The 19,497-nt window shown below is 71.4% G+C and carries 18 protein-coding genes; 9 read left to right on the forward strand and 9 right to left on the reverse strand.

All coding sequences use genetic code 11. The features are described 5' to 3' along the window. Positions 1-322: 322 nt before the first annotated feature. Positions 323-1,081, forward strand: coding sequence for a hypothetical protein (locus ACF08W_RS09850; RefSeq protein ID WP_385204371.1), 759 nt, complete (start codon positions 323-325; stop codon positions 1,079-1,081). Positions 1,082-1,243: 162 nt separating this feature from the next. Continuing rightward, the gene (locus ACF08W_RS09855) at positions 1,244-1,867 is read left to right on the forward strand and encodes a class F sortase (RefSeq protein ID WP_385204368.1); all 624 of its coding nucleotides are present in this window, start codon (positions 1,244-1,246) and stop codon (positions 1,865-1,867) included. Positions 1,868-1,901: 34 nt separating this feature from the next. Here the strand turns inward: ACF08W_RS09855 and ACF08W_RS09860 are convergent, their stop codons facing one another. After that, positions 1,902-2,690, reverse strand: a complete 789-nt coding sequence (locus ACF08W_RS09860; RefSeq protein ID WP_352275186.1) for a TSUP family transporter — start codon at positions 2,688-2,690, stop codon at positions 1,902-1,904. A gap of 109 nt (positions 2,691-2,799) precedes the next feature. Between ACF08W_RS09860 and ACF08W_RS09865 the strand changes: the two genes are divergently transcribed. Further along, positions 2,800-3,732, forward strand: coding sequence for an oxidoreductase (locus tag ACF08W_RS09865; protein WP_392278974.1), 933 nt, complete (start codon positions 2,800-2,802; stop codon positions 3,730-3,732). A 10-nt stretch (positions 3,733-3,742) separates the two neighbouring features. Here ACF08W_RS09865 and ACF08W_RS09870 read toward each other — a convergent pair whose 3' ends face one another. The 4 genes from ACF08W_RS09870 to dusB form a co-directional block, all read right to left on the reverse strand. Next, positions 3,743-4,159, reverse strand: coding sequence for a VOC family protein (locus tag ACF08W_RS09870; protein WP_392278975.1), 417 nt, complete (start codon positions 4,157-4,159; stop codon positions 3,743-3,745). 119 nt (positions 4,160-4,278) lie between these two features. Next, positions 4,279-5,253 carry a helix-turn-helix domain-containing protein gene (locus ACF08W_RS09875; RefSeq protein WP_352275192.1) on the reverse strand — a complete coding sequence of 325 codons (975 nt, stop codon included), beginning with the start codon at positions 5,251-5,253 and terminating at the stop codon, positions 4,279-4,281. 488 nt (positions 5,254-5,741) lie between these two features. Next, positions 5,742-8,489 carry a pyruvate, phosphate dikinase gene (gene ppdK, locus ACF08W_RS09880; RefSeq protein WP_385204355.1) on the reverse strand — a complete coding sequence of 916 codons (2,748 nt, stop codon included), beginning with the start codon at positions 8,487-8,489 and terminating at the stop codon, positions 5,742-5,744. Between the two features lie 593 nt (positions 8,490-9,082). Then, positions 9,083-10,231 carry a tRNA dihydrouridine synthase DusB gene (gene dusB / locus ACF08W_RS09885; RefSeq protein WP_385204353.1) on the reverse strand — a complete coding sequence of 383 codons (1,149 nt, stop codon included), beginning with the start codon at positions 10,229-10,231 and terminating at the stop codon, positions 9,083-9,085. Positions 10,232-10,301: 70 nt separating this feature from the next. Between dusB and ACF08W_RS09890 the strand changes: the two genes are divergently transcribed. Both ACF08W_RS09890 and ACF08W_RS09895 read left to right on the forward strand, forming a co-directional pair. Beyond that, positions 10,302-11,789, forward strand: a complete 1,488-nt coding sequence (locus tag ACF08W_RS09890) for an MFS transporter (RefSeq protein ID WP_392278976.1) — start codon at positions 10,302-10,304, stop codon at positions 11,787-11,789. A 94-nt stretch (positions 11,790-11,883) separates the two neighbouring features. Beyond that, positions 11,884-12,018 carry a hypothetical protein gene (locus tag ACF08W_RS09895; RefSeq protein WP_392278977.1) on the forward strand — a complete coding sequence of 45 codons (135 nt, stop codon included), beginning with the start codon at positions 11,884-11,886 and terminating at the stop codon, positions 12,016-12,018. Positions 12,019-12,165: 147 nt separating this feature from the next. On the opposite strand, the gene ACF08W_RS09900 is transcribed toward ACF08W_RS09895, so the two are convergent. The 3 genes from ACF08W_RS09900 to ACF08W_RS09910 form a co-directional block, all read right to left on the reverse strand. After that, positions 12,166-12,390, reverse strand: coding sequence for a DUF6243 family protein (locus ACF08W_RS09900; protein WP_392278978.1), 225 nt, complete (start codon positions 12,388-12,390; stop codon positions 12,166-12,168). Positions 12,391-12,607: 217 nt separating this feature from the next. Continuing rightward, positions 12,608-13,783, reverse strand: a complete 1,176-nt coding sequence (locus ACF08W_RS09905; protein ID WP_385204345.1) for a glycosyltransferase — start codon at positions 13,781-13,783, stop codon at positions 12,608-12,610. 106 nt (positions 13,784-13,889) lie between these two features. Continuing rightward, positions 13,890-15,272 (reverse strand): glycine--tRNA ligase, encoded by a 1,383-nt coding sequence (locus tag ACF08W_RS09910; RefSeq protein ID WP_385204342.1) that lies wholly within the window; start codon positions 15,270-15,272, stop codon positions 13,890-13,892. Between the two features lie 154 nt (positions 15,273-15,426). On the opposite strand from ACF08W_RS09910, the gene ACF08W_RS09915 reads away from it, so the two are divergent. The 4 genes from ACF08W_RS09915 to ACF08W_RS09930 are packed head-to-tail and all read left to right on the forward strand — an operon-like array spanning position 15,427 to position 18,609. Beyond that, positions 15,427-16,380 carry a metal ABC transporter substrate-binding protein gene (locus tag ACF08W_RS09915; protein WP_392278979.1) on the forward strand — a complete coding sequence of 318 codons (954 nt, stop codon included), beginning with the start codon at positions 15,427-15,429 and terminating at the stop codon, positions 16,378-16,380. A 38-nt stretch (positions 16,381-16,418) separates the two neighbouring features. Continuing rightward, the gene (locus ACF08W_RS09920; protein WP_352275201.1) at positions 16,419-17,201 is read left to right on the forward strand and encodes a metal ABC transporter ATP-binding protein; all 783 of its coding nucleotides are present in this window, start codon (positions 16,419-16,421) and stop codon (positions 17,199-17,201) included. A 2-nt stretch (positions 17,202-17,203) separates the two neighbouring features. Next, positions 17,204-18,103: a metal ABC transporter permease gene (locus ACF08W_RS09925; RefSeq protein WP_352275202.1), complete on the forward strand. Its 900-nt coding sequence runs from the start codon at positions 17,204-17,206 to the stop codon at positions 18,101-18,103. 59 nt (positions 18,104-18,162) lie between these two features. Then, a complete protein-coding gene (locus ACF08W_RS09930; RefSeq protein ID WP_352275203.1) occupies positions 18,163-18,609 on the forward strand; it encodes a Fur family transcriptional regulator in 447 nt (148 codons plus the stop codon). Between the two features lie 40 nt (positions 18,610-18,649). Here ACF08W_RS09930 and ACF08W_RS09935 read toward each other — a convergent pair whose 3' ends face one another. Further along, complete coding sequence (locus ACF08W_RS09935) at positions 18,650-19,468, reverse strand: isoprenyl transferase (RefSeq protein ID WP_352275205.1); 819 nt, start codon at positions 19,466-19,468, stop codon at positions 18,650-18,652. Positions 19,469-19,497 lie beyond the last annotated feature (29 nt).

Below are 19,497 nucleotides of genomic sequence, written 5' to 3' on the forward strand. Positions count from 1 at the left end.
TCGGCGGGGGCGGCAGCCGGGGGCGGCCGTGACACCGTCCCGTGGGGGGTGTGGAACATGTGCCCGGCGGTCGCCGAGTCATGCGTGTGACGTACGCCACACCGCGTATGCCTCGCGTCACCCGATCGGCACCGGATGGCAAAGGGCTGACCACATCCCCCCCGATCACGGCCGTGACCTGCACGATCGCGCCTTGGCAAGGACGGCGCGCCGGTCCGAACGGGTGGAAGCTGACCCCGTGTCAGCAGGCGTGCACGGCGTGTCGCCCGTTAGCTCGTGGTCAGGACACACCGACTCGTGACCATCGCCGGAGGAACCCCCCATGCGCCCTGTCCGCATAGCGACCGGTACCGCAGCATCCGCGGTCACCATAGCCGCGCTCGGCCTCCTCACCACCGGGCCGTCGGCCTACGCGGCTGGGGCCGACGCACCGCGGTCCGGTCCGGCCCAGGCCGTGTCGCGCACCGACGAGGACCCTGCGGGCGACGGCTCCGGGGACGGCGCCGAGGAGTTGTTCCCCCTCGACGTCCTCTCCGGGCGCCAGGTGCCCTCGCTGCTCGACGCGGCGGGCGGGGGCGGCGCCTTCTCCGGATTCGGCGACGCCTCCGGGGACGGGGACGGGAGCGGATACGGGGAGAGGGACGGAGGAGACGGCGGCAGAGGTTCGGACCGGGGCGGCGGCCGGGGCGACTCGTCCGGCCGCGGCGACCACGCGTCGGGCCACGACAGCGGCCCGGACGGACGCGAGCCCTCGGGCGGCCGGGACTCCTCGCACGGGGATTCCTCGCACGGGGACTCCGGCCGGGACTCCTCGCACGGGGACTCCGGCCGGGGCGACAAGGAGGATCCGGGCCGCCGCGATGACGGCCCCGGCGACGGGCGCGAGGCCCCGGGGCGCGGGGACGCGCCGTCCGGTCATCGCCCCACCGGCCCCACCGGGCATGTCGGAACCGGTGTCGGCGGCAGTGTCCACTCCGACACCACCCAGATCGCGGCGGGCGCCGGCGTACTCGCCGTGGCCGCCGTCGGCGGAGCCTGGCTCCTGCGTCGCCGGGCGAGCGGCACGCAGGGAGCCGGCTGACGGAGCCGGATTCACGGCTCCGTACCGCCCGGTGCCCGTCCCGGTGGCCGCGTGCCACCGGGACGGGACCGTTCCCGTACCGCCGGTGTCCGGTACGCGCCCCGACGCGTACCGCCGCTGCCCGGTACGTGCCCTTCCCGTACCGCCGACCGGAGGACGACCGTGTCCCAGAAGGCCAAGGGCTGGCTGCTGGCCATCGCGGCGCTGGCCGGTGTCTGGCTGATCCGCAACGGTGCCGACACCCAGGTGGTCCCGCCCGGACCCACCGCCGCCCAGTCCTTCGCCGACGGCCCCGTACCGCAGCCGGGCTCCCTGCTGGCCGCCCCGCTGAAGCCGTCCGCCCCGGTCCGGCTGCGCATCCCGAGCATCCGGGTGGACGCCCCGGTGACGCGGCTCGGCCTCGGGCCCGGCGGCCGGCTCGACGTGCCGCCGGCCGAGAACCGCAACGTCGTCGGCTGGTACAAGGACGGCACTCCCCCGGGCTCCGAGGGCAGCGCCATCATGGCCGGACACGTGGACAACGCGGAGGGCCGCTCGGTCTTCTACGACCTCGGCGCCCTGCGCAGGGGCAGCACGGTGGAGGTGGTCCGCCAGGACGGCCGCACCGCCGTCTTCTCGCTCGACGCGGTCGAGGTCTACGAGAACGACGCCTTCCCCGACAAGCGGGTGTACGGCGCCGCCCCCTTCGCCTCACTGCGGCTGATCACCTGCGGCGGCGGCTTCTCGAAGGCGACGGGCTACCAGGGCAACGTGGTGGCGTACGCGCACCTGACCGCCGTCCGCTGAGACCGGGCCGGGGCGGGTCCGGCGGAGCCCCCGCTCAGGCGACCCACTGGTCGAAGGCCAACTTCGCGACCAGCGAGAACACCACGACCAGCAGCACGCCCCGGACGAACCCGCTGCCCCGGCTGAGCGCCATCCGCGCCCCGACGATCCCGCCCGCCAGGTTGAACACCGCCATCAGCGCCGCCAACTGCCACAGCACGCTGCCCTGGTAGGCGAACATGGCCAGCGCACCGGCGTTGGTGCAGACGTTGACGATCTTGGCGGTGGCGGAGGCGGTCACCAGGTCGAGATGGAGGACCGCGGTCAGCGCCAGCACCAGGAACGTGCCGGTGCCGGGGCCGAAGAGCCCGTCGTAGAAGCCGATGCCGCCGCCGACCAGCACGATCGCGGTGACCGTACGGGCCCGGGTGACCCTCTTGTGCTCCCCGTCGCCGAGCTCCTTGCCGAAGGACGGCCGCAGCAGCACGAACGCCGCGACGGCCAGCAGCACGACCATGATCACCGGCCGGAGCACCTCACTGCTGAGCCCCGCGGCGAAGAACGCCCCGGCCATCGAACCGGCCAGCGCCGCGAGCCCGATCCGCAGCCCGGTCCCCAGCCGCACCGGGGTCCTGCGCACGTATGCCACGGCCGCACCGGAGGTGCCGACGATCGCGACCGCCTTGTTCGTCCCCAGCACGTGCGCGGCCGGCACCTGCGGCAGCCCCAGCAGGAGCGCGGGCAGCAACAGCAGTCCGCCACCGCCCACCACCGCGTCGATCCAGCCGGCCGCGGCGGCGGCGATACACAGGACGACCAGGGTCGTTATGGCTATGTCGGGCATGATCGCGACCCTAGGGACGCGGTCCGGGCCCCGTCCATTCCGTTGAGCCAAAACTGAGCTTCCCCACGGGCTTCCCCCGGCCGGTGGCCGCGGCCGTACGCTGGGGCGCATGAGCCATGGCTGGAACGCCGACGACATCCCGGACCAGCGCGGCCGCACGGCCGTGATCACCGGGGCCAACAGCGGCATCGGCCTGAACACCGCCCGGGAGCTGGCCCAGCACGGTGCGCGGGTCCTGCTGGCCTGCCGCGACGAATCCCGCGGCCGGGCGGCCGAGAGCCTGCTGCGCAAGGCGGTCACCGGCGCGGACGTGGCGTTCGTCCCCCTCGACCTGGCCGATCTCCGCTCGGTACGGGAATTCGCCACCGCCCACGCGCCCGAGCGGATCGACCTGCTGATCAACAACGCGGGCGTGATGGCCCTCCCGTACGGGACGACGGCCGACGGCTTCGAGCGGCAGTTCGGCGTCAACCACCTGGGGCACTTCGCGCTGACCGGGCTGCTGCTCCCCCGCCTCCTGGACACCCCCGGGGCCCGGGTGGTGACCGTCTCCAGCGGGCTGCACGCGCTGGCCGACATCGACATGGGCGACCTCAACAGCGAGCGCAGGTACCGCCGCTGGATCGCCTACGGCCGTTCGAAGACCGCCAACCTGCTCTTCGTCCACGAGCTGGCCCGGCGGCTCTCCCGGGCGGGCTCCCGGCTGGTGGCCGCCGCCGCGCACCCGGGCTACGCGTCGACCAACCTGCAGTCCGCCGCCGCCCGGATGGAGAACCGCCGGGCGGCCGAGCGGTTCTTCGAGCTGGGCAACCGGATCGTCGCCCAGTCGGCCTCCGCCGGGGCGCTGCCCACCCTGTACGCGGCCACCGCGCCCGGCGTGCGCCCCGATTCGTTCACCGGGCCGGGACCGCTGGGCTGGCGCGGCGCCCCGGCCCCCTCCTGGCGGGCCCGGCGGACCCGCGACGACGTGCGCGGCGAACGGCTCTGGGTGGCGTCCGAGCAGCTCACCGGCGTGACGTACCCGGAGCTCGGCACGGTCTGACCGGGCGGGCTCAGCCGTTCTGCCCGCCCTCGACGACGGCCGGGTCCATCCACATGACCTCCCAGAGGTGGCCGTCCGGGTCCTGGAAGGAGCGGCCGTACATGGTGCCGTAGTCCATCGGGTCGTTGGCGAACGAGCCACCGGCCGCGAGGGCGGCGTCGGCCAGCTCGTCCACCTTCTGACGGCTCTCGGCGCTCAGCGCGAGGATCGCCCCGGTGGACGTCGCCGGGTCGGCGATCTCCTTCTTGGTGAACTGCCGGAAGCGCTCCTCGGTCAGCAGCATCACGAAGATGGTCTCGCTGATGACCACGCAGGCGGTGGTCTCGTCGGTGAACTGCGGGTTGCTGAAGTAGCCCAGCTTGCCGAAGAAGTCCTTGGACCTCTCCAGGTCCTTGACCGGCAGGTTGACGAAGATCATCTGAGGCATGGTCGCTTCGCTCTCTCGTTGTCCGAACGGGTACGACAGGTAGACGGCGGGACCTCGGAGAACTCATCGCTCGTCTCGAAAAAACTTTCGCCGACCTCGAACGCACCCGCCACCCGGGGTCAGGACAGGGCGAGCGGCGCACCGCCCCGGAGCAGCGAACCGCCCAACGGGGTCAGCGTGTGCACGACCGAGCCGCCGTGCCGCAGGGTGTGGACCAGGCCCGCCTCGCGCAGCACGCAGGCGTGCTGGCTCGCCGAGGCGAGGGAGACCCCGGCCCGCAGCGCGAGCTCGCTGGTCGTGCAGCCGCTCCCTATGGCGCTCAGGACCGTGGAGCGGGTGTTGCCCAGGAGCCGGCCGAGCCAGGGGCCCGGCTCGGCGAAGACCGGGGCGCGGGAGTGGGTCACCGGATAGACGAGCACCGGCGGGAGGCCGGGGTCGCGGTAGACGACCGGGGTGACGCGGCAGAAGAAGGAGGGCTGGAGCAGCAGCCCCCGCCCGTCCAGCCGGAGCTCCCGGTCGACGGGGTAGTCCGCCTCCAGCACCGGGGCCCGCCAGCGGATCATCGGCGCGAGGGAGGCGAGCAGTTCGTCGGCCCCGCCGTCCAGGAGGGCCCGGCCGCGCACCGCCCGGTCGGCCTCGACGCTGGCCCGGATGTGCGGCCAGTAGGGCTCGATGGCCGCGCGGTGGTAGCGGCGGAGCGCGTCGGCGATCCGGCCGAGCGGGTCGGCGTGGACGTCGGGCAGGCGGGCCGCGGCGCGGCTCTCGGCGCCGAGCAGGGCCAGCTCGGCGAGGACCCGGCCGGTCGGGGTGGCGCGCAGGGCCTCCATCCCGGCGTCGATGCCGTACGGCTCGGCGCTTTCCTGAGAAGGCGTCAGGAAATCCGGGAAATAGCCGCGGGCCGGAATCACCGCGGACAGCAGACGTGCTTCACCATTCAACCGGGAGCGGGTTTCCGTACGCCATTCACCGAACACCGCGGAACCGCGCCGGTCCCGCAGCCGGTGGAAACTCAGCGCGGTTTCCCACAGCGCGTCCGGCCGGGAGGCCATCCGGACCTTGGACAGGTCCACCCCGGACATATGGATACGCAGCACCGGTCCCCCACTTGTTGCACCTGCAATTACCCCCATCCCAGGGTAGGTGATCCGTAACAGCACGTCACCACGGGGTTTCGGCCACAGGTGAAACGCCTCGCACCGGACCGCCACCACCCGAAAAGCTGTACGACGTCGGGCACGAATCCGACGCCACCGGAAGGGCGAGCGAAGGCCGTGGGGGGTTTCGCAAGCCTGGCGGCGGTGGTCGACGGTGCGGCACCGTTCCCGATGGGGGTAACCCGGGACGCGACCCATGGGTGGGGATCCAAGGGGCGCGTCCCGGTCCGTTTCCGGTCCCTTCTTTGCGCATTAAACAAAGAAGCACGTCCCCTTAACGAAGAAAAAAGAACAATGCCGAACAACCGTTTTACCCGGAACGAAACGAGACGGCGGCACCCCCGCACAGGGTGCCGCCGTCTCCGGGCGGTGGATCACGGTGTTCCCGTACCGGGCCGCAGGGCGCGCCCGGCCGGTGGGCTACCGGGTCAGCGGCTGTCGCTGCCGGTGGAGCCCGCCGCCGCGCGCCCCGCTTCGAGCCGGGCGACGGGGATGCGGAACGGGGAGCAGGACACGTAGTCCAGGCCCGCCTCGTGGAAGAAGTGCACCGACTCCGGGTCGCCGCCGTGCTCACCGCAGACGCCGAGCTTCAGGTCCGGGCGGGTGGCCCGGCCGGCCGCGACGGCGCTGCGGACCAGCGAGCCCACGCCGTCCCTGTCGATCGTCTCGAACGGCGACACCCCGAAGATGCCCTTCTCCAGGTACGCGGTGAAGAAGGACGCCTCCACGTCGTCGCGGGAGAAGCCCCACACCGTCTGGGTCAGGTCGTTGGTGCCGAAGGAGAAGAACTCCGCGGCCTCGGCGATCTGGCCGGCGGTCAGCGCGGCCCGGGGCAGCTCGATCATCGTGCCGATGGTCAGCCGCAGCCGGGTGCCGGTGGCCTCCTCGACCTCGGCGATGACCCGGTCGGCCTCCTCGCGGACGATCTCCAGCTCCTGGACCGTACCGACGAGCGGGATCATGATCTCGGCGCGCGGGTCGCCCTTGGCGTTCTTCCGCTCGGCCGCGGCCTCGGCGATCGCCCGTACCTGCATGGCGAACAGGCCGGGGATGACCAGGCCGAGCCGGACCCCGCGCAGACCCAGCATCGGGTTCTGCTCGTGCAGCTTGTGGACGGCCTGGAGGAGGCGCAGATCGTTCTCGTTGGCGTCCTTGCGGGACTCGGCGAGCGCGACCCGCACCGACAGCTCGGTGATGTCGGGCAGGAACTCGTGCAGCGGCGGGTCGAGCAGCCGGACGGTGACGGGCAGCCCGTCCATCGCCTCGAACAACTCTATGAAGTCGGCCTTCTGGAGCGGGAGCAGCTCCGCCAGCGCGGTCTCGCGCTCGGCGTCGGTGTCGGCGAGGATCAGCTTCTCGACCATCGAGCGGCGCTCGCCGAGGAACATGTGCTCGGTACGGCACAGCCCGATGCCCTGGGCGCCGAAGCGGCGGGCCCGCAGCGCGTCCTCGGCGTTGTCGGCGTTGGCCCGCACCCGCAGCCGGCGCACCCGGTCCGCGTACGCCATGATCCGGTGGACGGCGGCGACCAGCTCGTCGGCGTCGTCGGCACCGGCGTGCATCCGGCCCTCGAAGTACTCGACGACCGGGGACGGCACGACGGGGACCTCACCGAGGTACACCTTGCCGGTGGAGCCGTCGATGGAGACGACGTCGCCCTCCTCGATCACCCGGCCGCCCACCGTCATCCGGCGGCGCTTGGTGTCGACCTCCAGCTCCTCGGCGCCGCAGACACAGGTCTTGCCCATGCCGCGGGCGACGACGGCGGCGTGCGAGGTCTTGCCGCCGCGCGAGGTCAGGATGCCCTCGGCCGCGATCATGCCGTCGAGGTCGTCGGGGTTGGTCTCGCGGCGGATCAGGATGACCTTCTCGCCGGAGCGGGACCACTTGACCGCGGTGTACGAGTCGAAGACCGCCTTGCCGACCGCCGCGCCCGGCGATGCGGCGATGCCCCGGCCCAGCAGCTCCGTCTTCGCCTCGTCGTCGAAGCGCGGGAACATCAGCTGCGCGAGCTGCGCCCCGTTGACCCGCTGGAGCGCCTCGGCCTCGTCGATCAGGCCCTGGTCGACGAGCTGGGTGGCGATCCGGAAGGCGGCACCGGCGGTGCGCTTGCCGACCCGGGTCTGGAGCATCCACAGCTGTCCGCGCTCGATGGTGAACTCGATGTCGCACAGGTCCTTGTAGTGCGTTTCGAGGGTCTCCATGATCTGCATCAGCTGGTCGTAGGAGCTCTTGTCGATCGACTCCAGCTCGGCGAGCGGCACGGTGTTGCGGATGCCGGCCACCACGTCCTCGCCCTGCGCGTTCTGCAGGTAGTCGCCGTAGACGCCCTGGTGGCCGCTGGCCGGGTCGCGGGTGAAGGCGACGCCCGTGCCGGAGTCGGGGCCGAGGTTGCCGAAGACCATCGAGCAGACGTTGACGGCGGTGCCCAGGTCGCCGGGGATGCGCTCCTGGCGGCGGTAGAGCTTGGCCCGGTCGGTGTTCCACGAATCGAAGACGGCCTTGATGGCCAGGTCCATCTGCTCGCGCGGGTCCTGCGGGAAGGCCCGTCCGGCGTCCCGCGCGACGATCTCCTTGAACCGCTCGACCAGCTTCTTCAGGTCGGCGGCGTCGAGGTCGACGTCGACGGTGATGCCCTTGGCCTCCTTCGCCTCCTCCAGCGCCTCCTCGAAGAGGTCGCCGTCGACGCCGAGGACGGTCTTGCCGAACATCTGGATGAGGCGCCGGTAGGAGTCCCAGGCGAAGCGCTCGTCGCCCGCCTGCGTGGCGAGACCGGTCACGGACTCGTCGGAGAGGCCGATGTTGAGGACCGTGTCCATCATGCCGGGCATCGAGAACTTGGCGCCGGAGCGGACCGAGACCAGCAGCGGGTCGTCGGCCTGGCCGAGCTTCTTGCCCATCCGCGATTCGAGGGCGTCGAGGTGCGCGCTGACCTCGGCGCGCAGCTCCTTCGGCTCCTCGCCGCTCTCCAGGTAGACCTTGCACGCCTCGGTGGTGATGGTGAATCCCGGAGGGACGGGAAGCCCGAGGTTGGTCATCTCGGCGAGATTCGCACCCTTGCCGCCGAGAAGGTCCTTCAGATCCTTGTTGCCCTCGGTGAAGTCATAGACGAACTTCTCGCCCTCGGACCCCCGGGACTCCGGGTTGGCTACGTGAGGATCTTTGTTTTCCGACACGGGTCTCGACTCCTTGAGGACGCGGGTGGCTGCCCTGACGGCGAGGAACATACCCAGATCGAAGGTTTCTGGGTACGTCCACTTGCGCGTCACCAGGCCCCGACCACCCATCCGCCAGCGGATCGAAAGTGACACGATCAGCTGCCCCAGCGGCAGAATTCATTCACTTCTTGAACACATGATGACGATGCGCCACCGAGAATCCCTATTTCGATCACACTGAGCCACCATCGCATCGATCGATCAAAATAGAGGCCGCTGGCACCGAGTGCCACCATTTGAGAAGTCAAGCCCTCGAAAACGCGCTCATCTGAGCGCAAGAGCTCTCAAGGTGGCGAGAATCACTCTACGGCCGCCGCTCAGATGTCACCATTCGGACGCCGAACGGGCGACCGTACGTCATCACGACATCACGGAACGGACTCACCGGCGACCCGAGGTGGCGCCCGAAGAACGCCATCCGCCCGTTCCGGGCATGGATCGACCGGAACCACGCCGAATCCAGCCGCATGAAGCGCTCACATGAGCGAGCAAAAGCAAGAGGCACGCGGTGCCTGGTGGCGCCGCGTGCCTCGAAGGCCCGGGGGAGGGGCTCAGCCGCCCGAGGTGTCCAGCTCCGCGTCCGGGCTCACGCCCGCGCAGTCGTACGGGTCCTTCAGCCAGCCGTCCGGCAGGACGACCCGGTTGTTGCCCGAGGTGCGCCCGCGCGGCCCGTCCGCGCCGTCCGGCCACGGCTGGTCCAGGTCCAGCTCCGCGAGCTGACCGGCCAGCTCCTCCAGCGAGGAGGTCACCGCGAGGCGCTTGCGCATCTCGGAGCCGACCGAGAAGCCCTTGAGGTACCAGGCGACATGCTTGCGGAAGTCGATCACCCCGCGCTTCTCGTCGCCGATCCACTCCCCCAGCAGCGTCGCGTGCCGCACCATCACCTCGGCGACCTTCCGCAGCCCCGGCGCCTGACGCGCCGCCGTGCCCTCGAACGCGTTCACCAGGTCGCCGAAGAGCCACGGGCGGCCCAGGCAGCCCCGGCCCACGACCACACCGTCGCAGCCGGTCTCCCGCATCATCCGCAGCGCGTCGTCCGCGCACCAGATGTCGCCGTTGCCGAGGACGGGGATCTCCGGGACGTGCTCCTTCAGGCGGGCGATGGCGTCCCAGTCGGCGGTCCCGCCGTAGTGCTGGGCGGCCGTACGGCCGTGCAGGGCGACGGCGGTGACGCCCTCCTCGACCGCTATCCGGCCCGCGTCCAGATAGGTCGTGTGGTCGTCGTCGATGCCCTTGCGCATCTTGATCGTGACCGGCAGATCCCCCGCGTGGGAGACCGCCTGCTGGAGGATGGCCCGCAGCAGCGGCCGCTTGTAGGGGAGCGCCGAGCCGCCGCCCTTGCGGGTCACTTTGGGGACCGGGCAGCCGAAGTTCAGGTCGATGTGGTCGGCCAGGTCCTCGTCGACGATCATCCGGACGGCCTTGCCGACGGTGACCGGGTCCACCCCGTACAACTGGATCGAACGCGGGGTCTCGCTCGCGTCGAAGTGGATCAGCTGCATGGTCTTCTCGTTGCGCTCGACCAGCGCCCGCGTGGTGATCATCTCGCTGACGAACAACCCCTTGCCGCCGGAGAACTCCCGGCACAGGGTGCGGAACGGTGCGTTGGTGATCCCGGCCATGGGGGCGAGCACCACCGGCGGCTGCACCGTGTGCGGGCCGATGCGGAGCTGCGGGAGCGAGGGGGCGAGCGTGGTCATGGCCCCATTGTCCCGTACCGGACGAGCCACTCCGGCGGCGGAGTTCGTTAGTTAACCGTACTATCCTTGTATGCCCGAGCTCAGCCCCCGCCGCCGACAGCTGGTCCTGGCGATCTGCTGCATGAGTCTGCTGATCGTCAGCCTCGACAACACCGTGCTCAACGTCGCACTCCCCTCCATGCAGAAGGAGCTGCACGCCACGGTCGCCGGTATGCAGTGGACGATCGACGCCTACACCCTGGTGCTGGCCTCGCTGCTGATGCTCGCGGGCTCCACCGCCGACCGGATCGGGCGCCGGAGGGTCTTCAAGGCCGGGCTGGTCCTCTTCACCCTCGGCTCGCTGCTCTGCTCCCTGGCGCCGAACCTGGAGTCGCTGGTCGCGTTCCGCATGGTGCAGGCGGTGGGCGGTTCGATGCTCAACCCGGTCGCCATGTCGATCATCACCAACACCTTCACCGACCCGCGCGAGCGGGCCCGCGCCATCGGGGTGTGGGGCGGGGTGGTCGGCATATCGATGGCGGCCGGCCCGGTGGTCGGCGGGCTGCTGGTGGACTCGGTCGGCTGGCGGTCCATCTTCTGGATCAACCTGCCGGTCGGCCTCGCCGCGCTCCTGCTCACCTGGCGGTACGTCCCCGAGTCCCGTGCCCCGAGGCCCCGCCGCCCCGACCCGGTGGGTCAGCTGCTGGTGATCGGGCTGCTCGGCTCGTTGACGTACGCGATCATCGAGGCGCCCTCCTCGGGCGTGACCTCGCCGCGCATCCTGCTGTTCGCCGCGCTCGCCCTCGGCTCGCTGGCCGGTCTGCTGGTGTACGAGCCCCGGCGCGCCGAACCCCTGATCGACCTGCGCTTCTTCCACAGCGCGCCGTTCAGCGGCGCCACCGTCATCGCGGTCTGCTCCTTCGCGGCGCTGAGCGGGTTCCTCTTCCTGAACACCCTGTACCTCCAGAACGTCCGCGGGCTGAGCGCGCTCCACGCCGGGCTGTACATGCTCCCGATGGCGGCCCTGACCTTCGTCTGCGCCCCGCTGTCCGGCCGGCTGGTCGGCAACCGGGGGCCGCGGTTGCCGCTGCTCGTGGCGGGCGTGACGATGACGGCCTGCGGGCTGCTGTTCGCGCTGTTCGACGCGGAGGGCGACACCACGCTGCTCTTCACCGGCTACGTCCTCTTCGGCCTCGGCTTCGGCATGGTGAACGCGCCGATCACCAACACCGCGGTCTCCGGGATGCCCCGCGCCCAGGCCGGGGTGGCGGCCGCGGTCGCCTCGACCAGCCGCCAGATCGGCGGAACCCTCGGGGTCGCCGTGATCGGCGCGGTGCTGGCCTCCGGGGTGGCGGGCACCGGCTCGCCGCACGGTGCCGCGTACGCGACGGCCTTCGTGGACGCGAGCCGGCCCGCCTGGTGGATCATCGCCGGCTGCGGCCTGGCCGTCCTCCTGGTGGGCGCGCTGACCAGTGGCCGCTGGGCCATGGAGACGGCCGCCCGGACGGCCCTGCGGCTGGAGAAGCAGTCGGCCCCCCTGCCCGGCAACCGCTCCTCGGCGAACTCCCGGGCCTCCTGACCTCGGCCCCGGCGGGACCCTGCGGGGGCCGGGGCCTGGAGGCGGTGCAGCCGCTGCCGGGTCCCCTCGTCGGCGTCGGCGTACGTCATTCGGTGTGCCCGGCCCGGAGAGCCCGCCCCGGCAAGCGGCACCGGCCCTGGGCCTGGCCGCCCTCGGCACGCCGTTCCGCTCGACCACGGACACGGGCATGCGGGACGCACTGGCGGTGATGATGCCGCCGGTGAACTGACCCGCGAGCGTCCTGACGGGCCCTCCTCGGCCTGCGGCTGCCGCGCACGGTGGCATGAGCGGCGTCCCCGGCCGGGCGCCGGACAAGGCCGTGGGCCCGGATCACGGATGATCCGGGCCCACGGTCGTACATGCGGGACGCGGGGCGTCAGCTCTGCGCGTCGTCCTTTGCCGGTGCCTCGACGGGCTCCGGGGTCTGGGCCTCGGCGCCCCCCTGGGCGCGCTCGCGCATCCGGCGCAGCAGCTCCTGCTTCTGGTCGGCGGCCGCCCGGCGGTCGGTTTCGTTGGCGGGGCCGACGCCCTGCCCGCCCGCCCGGGACAGCTTCTTGCGCTGCCCGCCCACGCCGAGCAGGTTGTTTCGGCTCTTGGCCACGGTGTTCTCCCGTTCGTAGTGCGAAGTGAGGCCGCCGTGCGACATGCGGTCCGGGCGACCCGTGATCGGTCCGGTGGCGGCGGGTACGCGGACCCGCCGCGCTCTCACTCGTAGATCTGGAAGAACGCATACATGCCGGAACCGTACCGGCCCCGCCCCACCCCGCGCACCGGTTTTTCGCCCGGGCGGGGCCGGTACGGGTCCAGTACCGCTCTGATCAGCCGGAGGCTGCGGACAGAAGCACGTCCACCAGCCTGTCCGCCGCGTCCGGTCGGCCGTGCGCACGCGCCCGCTCCGCCATCGCCGCACGCCGTACGGGGTCGGTGAGCAGCGGACCGACCGTGTCCTTGAGCCGGTCGGCGGTGACCTCGCCGAGCAGCGCGACGGCGGCGCCGGCCTCCTCCAGGTGCCGGGCGTTGTGCGCCTGCTCGTTCCCGGCCGACGTGGCGAGCGGGACGAAAACCGCAGGCTTGCCCAGGGCGGTCAGCTCGGCGAGTGTCCCGGCCCCGCTGCGGGAGACCACGACTTCCGCGAGCGCCAGGACGTCGGGCAGTTCCGCACCGACGAACCCGGTCAGGTGGTACCGCCCCCGCAGCGCCTCGGGCAGGACCGCCCCGTGTGCCCGCAGCGCGTCCACGTGGTCCGGGCCGCACTGGTGGATCACGTTCGCGCGCTCCAGCAGCCACGGCAGAGCGTCACGGACGATTCCGTTGATCTGCTGGGCACCCTGGGCGCCGCCGGTGACGTACACAGTGGGCAGACGCCGGTCGAACCCGCGCAACCCCAGCGCCTCGACCGCCTTGTCCGCGTGGCCGGTCAGCACCTCGGGCCGGACGGGGTTGCCGGTGACGACCCCAGCGGCACGCACCGAGTCCGGCAGCAGCGGCAGTGACGACTCCGAGGACACCGCGATCCTCGTCGCCGAGCCTGCGAGTCTCCGGTTGGCGAGGCCCAGGCGCACGGTCTGCTCGTGGAGGACCAGCGGGCGTCGGCACAGGCGGGCGGCCAGCCCCGCCGGAACGGCCACGTAGCCGCCGGTGGCCAGGACGACGTCCGGCCGGAAGTCGGCGACGATCCGACGGGCCTGCGCGACCCCGAGCGGCACCCGCGCCATGTCCTTGACGTTGGCCGACGAGACCAGCTTGAGCGGGTTGCGGGAACGCCGGATCTTTCCGGTGGCGACCGTGGTGAAGGCGATGCCCTCGGCCGGTGCGACGCGGGCCTCCAGCCCGTCGGGCGTCCCGATCCACAGGACGTCGAGCTGTCCGCCGTCCGCCGCGAGCCTGCTCCGCAGAGCGCGGATCGCGGTCAGGGCGGGGTAGGTATGACCTCCGGTGCCTCCCCCCGTGACGATCAGACGGAAGGCGCGGCGGGGCGGGGGTGCGGTGTTCACCCCGCGCACCCTACTCGCGCGGCAGGCGGCGGCAGTGCGCCGGAATCGCCGGAGCCCCCGGCCCCTCCGGCGGATCCGAGGGGTCGGGGGCTCCGGCGTACGGGGCTCAGCAGCCGAGCAGGCGGGCGCCGAGGTAGGACTGGATCTGGTCCAGGGAGACGCGCTCCTGCTTCATCGTGTCGCGCTCGCGCACGGTCACCGCGTTGTCGTCGAGGGTGTCGAAGTCGACGGTGACGCAGAACGGGGTGCCGATCTCGTCCTGGCGGCGGTAGCGACGGCCGATGGCGCCCGCGTCGTCGAACTCGATGTTCCAGTTCTTCCGGAGGTCGGTCGCGAGGCCCTTGGCCTTCGGCGAGAGCTGCGGGTTGCGGGAGAGCGGCAGCACGGCGACCTTGACCGGCGCGAGGCGCGGGTCGAGGCGCATCACGGTGCGCTTCTCCATGACGCCCTTGGCGTTGGGCGCCTCGTCCTCGACGTAGGCGTCGAGGAGGAAGGCGAGCATCGCCCGGCCGACACCGGCCGCGGGCTCGATGACGTACGGGGTCCAGCGCTCGCCGGCCTCCTGGTCGAAGTACGACAGGTCCGTGCCCGAGGCGGTGGAGTGGGCCTTGAGGTCGTAGTCCGTGCGGTTGGCGACGCCCTCCAGCTCACCCCACTCGCTGCCGCCGAAGCGGAAGCGGTACTCGATGTCGGCGGTGCGCTTGGAGTAGTGGGAGAGCTTCTCCCTGGGGTGCTCGTACCACCGCATGTTCTCCTCGCGCATGCCGAGGTCGGTGTACCAGTTCCAGCGCTGGTCCATCCAGTACTGCTGCCACTCCTCGTCCTCGCCCGGCTTGACGAAGAACTCCATCTCCATCTGCTCGAACTCGCGGGTCCGGAAGATGAAGTTGCCGGGAGTGATCTCGTTGCGGAAGGACTTGCCCATCTGGGCGATGCCGAACGGCGGCTTCTTGCGCGAGGTCTGCTGCACCTGGCCGAAGTTGGTGAAGATGCCCTGGGCGGTCTCGGGGCGCAGGTACGCGACGGAGCCGGAGTCCTGGGTCGGGCCGAGGTGGGTGGAGAGCAGCCCGGAGAACTGCTTGGGCTCGGTGAACGTGCCCTTGTTGCCGCAGTTGGGGCAGTTGAGGTCGGCCAGGCCGTTCGCGGGGCCGTGGCCGTGCTTCTCCTCGTACGCCTCCACCAGGTGGTCCGCGCGGAAGCGCTTGTGGCAGGAGGTGCACTCGGTGAGGGGGTCGGTGAACGTGGCGACGTGACCGGAGGCGACCCAGACCTCGGGGGCGAGGATGACCGACGAGTCGATACCGACCACGTCCTCGCGGGAGGTGACCATGTAGCGCCACCACTGGCGCTTCAGGTTCTCCTTCATCTCGACACCCAGCGGCCCGTAGTCCCAGGCGGCTCGCTGACCACCGTAGATCTCACTACAGGGATAGACGAAGCCTCGGCGCTTGCTCAGGCTGACGATGGAGTCGATCTTGTCGGCGGCCACGGTGCTCTCTTCTACGACGGCGTGCTGCTCCTGCGGGCTTCAGATTACCGGCGGGCACGCCCTGTCGAACAAATTGGGACCGGCCCCGCCGGTCGCGCGGTCATTTCATCATCCTTGTTGACAATCGTTTCCAGCTTTGTTGAAAATGACTGTCATGAACATAAGCCGCCTCGTCCCCGTCGCCGCCGTCGCCACGGCGGCCGCCCTCGGTCTCACCGCGCTCACCGGCTGCTCCGCCGCCGACGGCGCGGACGGCAAGAAGGGCGACGGGCTGGACGTGGTGGCCTCCTTCTATCCGATGCAGTTCCTCGCCGAGCGGATCGGCGGCGAGCACGTCTCCGTCACCACGCTCACCAAGCCCGGCCAGGAACCGCACGACCTGGAGCTCAGCCCGCGGCAGATCGGCGGGCTCACCGACGCCGGCCTCGTCCTCTATCTCAAGGGCATCCAGCCGGCCGTCGACGACGCCATCGGGCTCTCCGGCGCCAAGCACGTGCTCGACGCCTCGACGCTCACCACGCTGGAGGACCACGGCACCGAGGTGGGCGCGGACGACCACGGCCACGAGCACCACGGCGACGAGGCCGGGGCCGACCCCCACGTCTGGCTGGACCCGGTCAAGTACGCCGAGGTCGCCAAGGGCGTCGGCAAGAGCCTGGAGAAGGCCGACCCCGCCCACGCAGCGGACTACCGGAAGAACACCACCGCCCTGGTCGCCCGGCTCGACGAGCTGAACACCGCCTTCGAGGACGGCCTGCGGTCCACCGCGACCCGGACGTTCATCACCACCCACTCCGCCTTCGGCTACCTCGCCGAGCGCTACGGCCTCACCCAGGAGGGCATCGCGGGCGTCGACCCGGAGGCCGACCCCAGCCCCGCCCGGATCAACGAGATCCACGCCATAGCCAAGAAGGACAAGGCCACCACCGTGTTCTTCGAGACGCTCGCCAGCGACCGGACGGCCAGGACGCTCGCCAAGGACACCGGCCTGCGCACCGACGTCCTGGACCCGCTCGAAGGCATCACCAAGCAGTCCAAGGGCACCGACTACCTGGAGGTCATGCGGTCCAACCTCGCCGCCCTCCAGAAGGCGCTCGGCGCGAAGTGACGTCCACCACCCCCACCCCCGCAGCACCGGAGGCACCCATGCCCGCGACCGGGAGCACCACCCCCGAACCCGTCATAGCCCTGCGCGGCGCCTCCGCCACGCTGGGCGCCCGCCGGGTGCTGCGGGGCATCGACTTCACCGTCCACCGGGGCGAGGTCGCCGCCCTCCTCGGCGCCAACGGCTCCGGCAAGTCCACCGCGGTGCGCTCCGTCATCGGCCAGGTTCCGCTCACCGGCGGCTCCGTCGAGCTGTTCGGCACCCCGCTGCGCCGCTTCCGGCAGTGGGCGCGGATCGGCTACGTGCCCCAGCGCACCACGGCGTCCGGCGGCGTCCCCGCCACGATCCGCGAGGTCGTCACCTCCGGACGGCTGTCCCGTACCCGGCTCGGGCTGCTGCGCCGGGCCGACCGGGCCGCCGTCGACCGCGCCATCGAACTGGTCGGCCTCGCCGACCGGGCCGGGGACCCGGTGGAGGCGCTTTCCGGCGGGCAGCACCAGCGGGTGCTGATCGCCCGCGCGCTGGCCGCCGAACCGGAGCTGCTGATCATGGACGAGCCGATGGCCGGCGTCGACCTGGCCAGTCAGGAGATCCTCGCCGCCACCCTGCGCGAGCAGGTCGCGGCCGGCACCACGGTCCTGCTCGTCCTGCACGAACTGGGCCCGCTGGAGCCGCTGATCGACCGCGCGATCGTGCTGCGCGACGGCTGCGTCCTGCACGACGGGCCGCCCCCGGAGGCGCGGGGCCAGCACGCCCTGCCCGGCCACGACCACGTACACCCCCACGCGGCCTACGAGCCCACCCGGACGGGACTGCTGAGCTGACCATGGAATTCCTGAACCCCCCCTTCATGCAGCGGGCCCTGCTCGCCGCCGTGCTCGTCGGCGTCATCGCCCCCTCCGTCGGCGTCTACCTCGTCCAGCGCCGCCAGGCCCTGATGGGCGACGGCATCGGCCACATCGCCATGACCGGCGTCGGCCTCGGCTTCCTGCTCTCCACCAGCCCGGTCTGGATGGCCACGGCGGTCGCGGTGGCCGGCGCGGTCGTCATGGAGCTGATCCGCTGGTACGGCCGCACCCGCGGCGACATCGCGCTGGCCATGCTCTTCTACGGCGGCATGGCGGGCGGGGTGCTGCTGATCAACCTCTCCGACACCGGTTCCAGCGCCAACCTCACCTCGTACCTCTTCGGCTCGCTGTCCACCGTCTCCACCGGCGACATCACCTCGATCTGCCTGCTGGCCGCCTTCGTGCTGCTGGTGACGCTGGGGCTGCGCCGCCAGCTCTTCGCGGTCAGCCAGGACGAGGAGTTCGCCCGGGTCACCGGGCTGCCGGTGCGCGCGCTGAACCTGCTGGTCGCGGTCACCGCGGCGGTCACCGTGACCGTCGCGATGCGGGTCGTCGGGCTGCTGCTGGTCAGCGCGCTGATGGTGGTGCCGGTCGCCGCCGCGCAGCAGATCGCCCGCTCCTTCCGGGTGACGTTCGTCCTCGCCGTGGTCATCGGTACGGCGGTGACCCTGGCCGGCACCGTCACCTCCTACTACCAGGACGTCCCGCCCGGGGCGACGATCGTGCTGCTGGCCATCGCCGTCTTCGTCGGACTGACGGCGCTCGCCGCCCCGCTGGCCCGGCGCCGCGCCCGGCGGGACGAGACGGGCACCGACGGATGCACCCTGGAAGTACCGGCCACCCGGGCCGCCGGGGACGATCTCGTGGTTCGGCCCTGAGACCGGGCCGGGCTGGCACAATGGCCCGACACAGGTACGGGCGACACGAGGAGGCTGCTGTGGCGACGGCGCCGATCAGTGGAACGAACGCGGCCCCGGTACGCGGCCGGTCGACCCGCCAGCGGGCGGCGGTGGCCGCGGCGCTCGACGAGGTAGACGAGTTCCGCAGCGCCCAGGAGCTGCACGACGTGCTCAAGCACCGCGGCGACTCGGTCGGACTGACCACCGTCTACCGCACCCTCCAGTCCCTCGCCGACGCGGGCGAGGTCGACGTGCTGCGCACCACGGAGGGCGAGTCCGTGTACCGCCGCTGCTCGACCGGGGACCACCATCACCACCTGGTCTGCCGGCTGTGCGGCAAGGCCGTGGAGGTCGAGGGCCCGGCGGTGGAGCAGTGGGCGGAGACCATCGCCGCCCAGCACGGCTACGTCAACGTGGCGCACACCGTGGAGATCTTCGGCACCTGCGCCGAGTGCGCCGGCAAACAGGACGCCGAGAAGGCGTGAGCGACGAGGTCCGGGAGCACCGCCCCCGGACCTCCCGCCGTCACTTCGCGAGCTGCTGCGTCTCCACCGCACCGCCGAAGCGCCGGTCCCGCTGGGCGAACTCCAGGCAGGCCCGCCACAGGTCGCGGCGGTCGAAGTCCGGCCAGAGCACGTCCTGGAAGACCATCTCGGCGTAGGCGCTCTGCCAGATCAGGTAGTTCGAGGTGCGCTGCTCCCCGCTGGGGCGGACGAAGAGGTCCACGTCCGGCATGTCCGGGTAGTAGATGTACTTCTGGAAGGTCTTCTCGTTGACCTTCGACGGGTCGAGCTTCCCGGCCGCCACGTCCTGGGCGATCCGCTGCGCGGCATCGGCGATCTCGGCCCGGCCGCCGTAGTTGACGCAGAAGTACAGCGTCATCCTGTCGTTGTCCCTGGTCTGCTCCTGGGCGACCTGGAGCTCCTGGACCACGGACTTCCACAGCTTGGGCATCCGGCCCACCCAGCGGATGCGGATGCCCAGCTCGTCCATCTCGTCGCGACGGCGGCGGATCACGTCCCGGTTGAAGTTCATCAGGAACTTCACCTCTTCCGGGGACCGCTTCCAGTTCTCCGTGGAGAACGCGTACAGCGAGAGGTTCTTGACGCCCATCTCGATGCAGCCCTTGAGCACGTCCATGACGACGCCCTCGCCGACCTTGTGGCCCTCGGTGCGCGGCAGACCGCGCTCCTTGGCCCAGCGGCCGTTGCCGTCCATCACGACGGCTACGTGCTTGGGCACCAGCTCGCCGGGGATCCTGGGGGGCGTGGCACCGGACGGGTGCGGTTCCGGGGTCTTGTAGTCGCGCTTGTTACGGCCGCCGAGCATCCCGCGTACTGCCATGAAACTGTCCCGCTCCCTGTGCCTGATCC

This window comes from Streptomyces sp. NPDC015144, assembly GCF_043079735.1.
Classification (GTDB): domain Bacteria; phylum Actinomycetota; class Actinomycetes; order Streptomycetales; family Streptomycetaceae; genus Streptomyces.